Origin of the sequence: Bacillus sp. C30, from assembly GCF_040838255.1 — a bacterium.
GTDB lineage: Bacteria > Bacillota > Bacilli > Bacillales > Bacillaceae_G > Bacillus_A > Bacillus_A mycoides.
In genome coordinates this window covers 1-3,175 of record NZ_JBFPJH010000357.1, presented here as the reverse complement: position 1 = coordinate 3,175, position 3,175 = coordinate 1, and the positions used below count along the sequence as shown (strand labels likewise).

The window sequence follows — 3,175 nt, the reverse complement described above, 5'->3', positions numbered from 1 at the left end:
CAATATTGTATGCATGTATATTTAATTAGTTTCATTATAAAGTAACATATCAATAGTAAATATGTGATTTTCCATCCATTTTGTGAACAAACCAAAAAATGAAAGCGTTTCCTTTATTATATACTAAAAAAACTTACTACGCTAGGGACAATTTTTTTAATCTACTAATCATCTACTTTTCTTTTTTTTATTAAACCTTATACAATTTTCAGAAATTATATTATAAAATATATGTATGACTTAAGGAGGATTTGTATGAATCAAAATAAAAAAGCTATATTAGATCTTGTCTTTTATCTCGTATTCCCATTCCTCATTTGGAAATTTGCAAAACCTTATATCGATCCTTATTACGCAATGTTAATTTCCTCTGTTCCGGGGATTATTTATACACTGTATACCTTTAAAAAAGAAAAACAGTTTAACGTTACAGGGTTCTTTATTTTAATTACACTCATTTCTAATACAACGGTAGACTTAATATCTGGATCAGCGGAACGAATGCTATGGAATGATGCATATTATCATATCGTACTTGGCTGCATCGTTATATGTACAATCTTTATAAAAAAACCACTTATGTTATATTTCGCAGCGGATATTTCAGCACTGCAAGGTCATGATCGTGATAAAAGTCGTGAGCTTTATCGTGATAGTCGTATATATCCAGCACTGCAATATTTAACACTATTTTTCGGCCTTCAATTTATATTAAAAAGCTTCTTGAAAATCTATTTCATCTCTGTTTTCGGTGTAGATGGATATGGTGAAATGAGAGCTATTATGACCGCTGTTGGCTGGGGTATTTCTATTTGCATCGGAATAGGGTTTGTATGGGTAAATAATAAGATACATGCGGTTACTGAAGAAAAAGAATCTGTGCAACAATAAATAAAGATCCCCTAGCAGCTTGTTGCACTAGGGGATCTTTATTTTTCCAGACATATTACGAAAAAGTTAGCTTGATTTTTTTCTTTTATTTTTTACATTTCGATAAAACAAAGCAGCGCTCAGTGGCATAACACCAAACCATTTATTTAAGAATGGCTCTTTCTCCGCACGACGTTGTTGTTTCTGTTGTTTTCGATCCTCTTTTGGAGCATCCATATATGACACAAATTGCTGTGTCACAAAGCGTACATAATCATTAGTAGACATATTATCATCACCTCTACTTGATTAGTATGTCCACTTTTTTATTCATTAATCTTTTGCTTTAATTCATTCATAATTTGCTTTACCGACTTATTTGTCGTATCGATATGAATATCAGCCTCTTCATAATAAGCTCGGCGCGATTCAAATTTCGTTATAAATGCATCTATATCTTTCTTCTGAAATAGTGGACGTGTCGTATCTTCACGAAGCCTTTCTGCAATTACATGTGGATCGCAATATAAATACACAACAGTTCCATTTTCCTTCATCCACTTTCGATTTTCCGCTCGTTCAATAATCCCTCCACCCGTTGTAATAATTACATTCTGAACCGGTAGTGAACGTAACATTTCACTTTCATATTCCCGAAAAGCCATTTCGCCTTCTTCGGCAAAAATATCACGAATTGCCTTCTCTTGCTTCTCTTCAATTTTTTGGTCTGTATCTACAACATCCATATGAAGTTCTTTACTTAACACTTTTCCAATTGTTGTTTTCCCGGCTCCCATATAGCCAGTTATGTATATAGATTTCATTTTCGTTCCTCTCAATCATCCGTTATTATTTGTTATTATAACGAAAGATGTTACTTTATTTAATAAAAAAACGTTTTGTTCTTCTTATGCTATGAAGAACAAAACGTAACATACTCACTATTTTCTCGTAATCAAACAAGCTGGCTCACTTTTACTTATAAGTACCTCTTCTCACCCACTGCGTTGCAATCCATTTCTCACCTTTCGTTACAGGTGCTCCTCCATGTAACGTAAGCTCATTTAGTAATTGATCTTGATAAAAATACTCAAAGTATACTGCCATTCCCTTTCTAGGGTGTACAGAAAGATTTAATTTCGGAAAGAATGTTTCCCCGCCTTCTTCTACATCATTTAAGTACATCACAAGAGTACTTATACGATTATTAGCAGCTGACCTGCTATGTTCTGCAAAATAATCATAGTGCGCTTTATATTCTTGATCCACTTCATAATTTAAAATGTGCAATCCTTCTCCATGCGCTACAGGAACATTCGTGATAGATGAAATTCGTTTTTCAATCTTCGAAGTAAGTTCATTCTCTTCCAAAAATGCACCACTACTCGTTCGAATATCATTTACATCACGTGATGAACCAACTTTAGAACGTTTCATATTACTTTTAGACAATTCAATCAATTCAGCACACTCTTCATCACTTAATACATTTGCTAATACAACAATAAGAGGTTCTTCGAATTTTGAAATAATTTGTATTTCCCTATCCTCTGTCATAATCGTATTTCCTTTATGATCAAAAATAGTTTGTTCCTTACTTTCACCTATTTGATTGTTATTTGTCATTTTCTTATCTCCCTAGAAAAAATGATTGGATAGCATGAATATATCATATTCTTTCTACCTTTCTCTTTTTTGAGAAAATTTAAACTTTTGAACATCGTTCTTATCCCTTTCCTCAAAGAAATTGACTCCCTCCACAATAGAAACTCATGGTTCTTCTCCATATATTTTACATATTATCCTTCTACCCAATCAAATATTTTATTATCCTTTTTCCTATAGTGAAAGCTCATTGTATAGAAAACTCTCTGTTTTGTAACACATTGCAACGAAATGATAATAACATCATTTTCAAAGACGTACTTTCCACTCACTTCTCCTCTTTCATACTGAAATAAAAAAACATCCTCTTTTTCTTTTTGCTGTAAGTCTCTTTTTATATCTGAAATAGCTCGATCAACAAGTTCCTCCATGAAAAAACTTTGTTCTATTTCAGAATAAAATTTTTTATCCGAAAGTAACATATTCGTTTCGTACATCAAAAATGAAATGAATAAAATAAGAAAAATAATTGTTCCTGGCATTACAAATCCATCTTGTTTTCTCATGTTTCTATCTCAATTTCACTATAGCGCACAGCCATGCCTTCATATATTTCACCACTTATATCTTTCACATATATATATAACAAATGAGGTGTTAATTTATACGAAATCGCTTCAATCCTTTGTAATATAAATTC

At 32.1% G+C, this 3,175-nt stretch carries 5 protein-coding genes and 2 pseudogenes; 2 read left to right on the top strand and 5 right to left on the bottom strand.

The annotated features are described in order from the left end of the window. The first annotated feature begins 9 nt into the window (after positions 1 to 9). Both AB3X49_RS20145 and AB3X49_RS20140 read left to right on the top strand, forming a co-directional pair. A pseudogene (locus AB3X49_RS20145) lies at positions 10 to 127 on the top strand (GTP pyrophosphokinase). A gap of 128 nt (positions 128 to 255) precedes the next feature. Then, positions 256 to 891, top strand: a complete 636-nt coding sequence (locus tag AB3X49_RS20140; RefSeq protein ID WP_002015010.1) for a VC0807 family protein — start codon at positions 256 to 258, stop codon at positions 889 to 891. A gap of 66 nt (positions 892 to 957) precedes the next feature. Here AB3X49_RS20140 and AB3X49_RS20135 read toward each other — a convergent pair whose 3' ends face one another. The 5 genes and pseudogenes from AB3X49_RS20135 to AB3X49_RS20115 all read right to left on the bottom strand — a co-directional run. Continuing rightward, the gene (locus tag AB3X49_RS20135; protein ID WP_002015009.1) at positions 958 to 1,158 is read right to left on the bottom strand and encodes a YqzE family protein; all 201 of its coding nucleotides are present in this window, start codon (positions 1,156 to 1,158) and stop codon (positions 958 to 960) included. Positions 1,159 to 1,196: 38 nt separating this feature from the next. Then, positions 1,197 to 1,694: a shikimate kinase gene (locus tag AB3X49_RS20130; RefSeq protein ID WP_002129082.1), complete on the bottom strand. Its 498-nt coding sequence runs from the start codon at positions 1,692 to 1,694 to the stop codon at positions 1,197 to 1,199. Between the two features lie 151 nt (positions 1,695 to 1,845). Continuing rightward, the gene (locus AB3X49_RS20125; protein ID WP_002034016.1) at positions 1,846 to 2,496 is read right to left on the bottom strand and encodes a 2OG-Fe(II) oxygenase; all 651 of its coding nucleotides are present in this window, start codon (positions 2,494 to 2,496) and stop codon (positions 1,846 to 1,848) included. A gap of 173 nt (positions 2,497 to 2,669) precedes the next feature. After that, positions 2,670 to 3,041, bottom strand: coding sequence for a competence type IV pilus minor pilin ComGG (gene comGG, locus AB3X49_RS20120; protein ID WP_088292656.1), 372 nt, complete (start codon positions 3,039 to 3,041; stop codon positions 2,670 to 2,672). Continuing rightward, positions 3,038 to 3,175 (bottom strand): annotated as a pseudogene (locus AB3X49_RS20115) (competence type IV pilus minor pilin ComGF); the annotation flags it as partial. The gene comGG and the pseudogene AB3X49_RS20115, both read right to left, overlap by 4 nt.

Coding starts and splice junctions, on each gene's coding strand:
- AB3X49_RS20130 (WP_002129082.1), bottom strand. CDS start 1,694: ATGAAATCTATATACATAACTGGCTATATGGGAGCCGGGAAAACAACA.
- AB3X49_RS20125 (WP_002034016.1), bottom strand. CDS start 2,496: ATGACAAATAACAATCAAATAGGTGAAAGTAAGGAACAAACTATTTTT.
- comGG (WP_088292656.1), bottom strand. CDS start 3,041: ATGAGAAAACAAGATGGATTTGTAATGCCAGGAACAATTATTTTTCTT.
- AB3X49_RS20135 (WP_002015009.1), bottom strand. CDS start 1,158: ATGTCTACTAATGATTATGTACGCTTTGTGACACAGCAATTTGTGTCA.
- AB3X49_RS20140 (WP_002015010.1), top strand. CDS start 256: ATGAATCAAAATAAAAAAGCTATATTAGATCTTGTCTTTTATCTCGTA.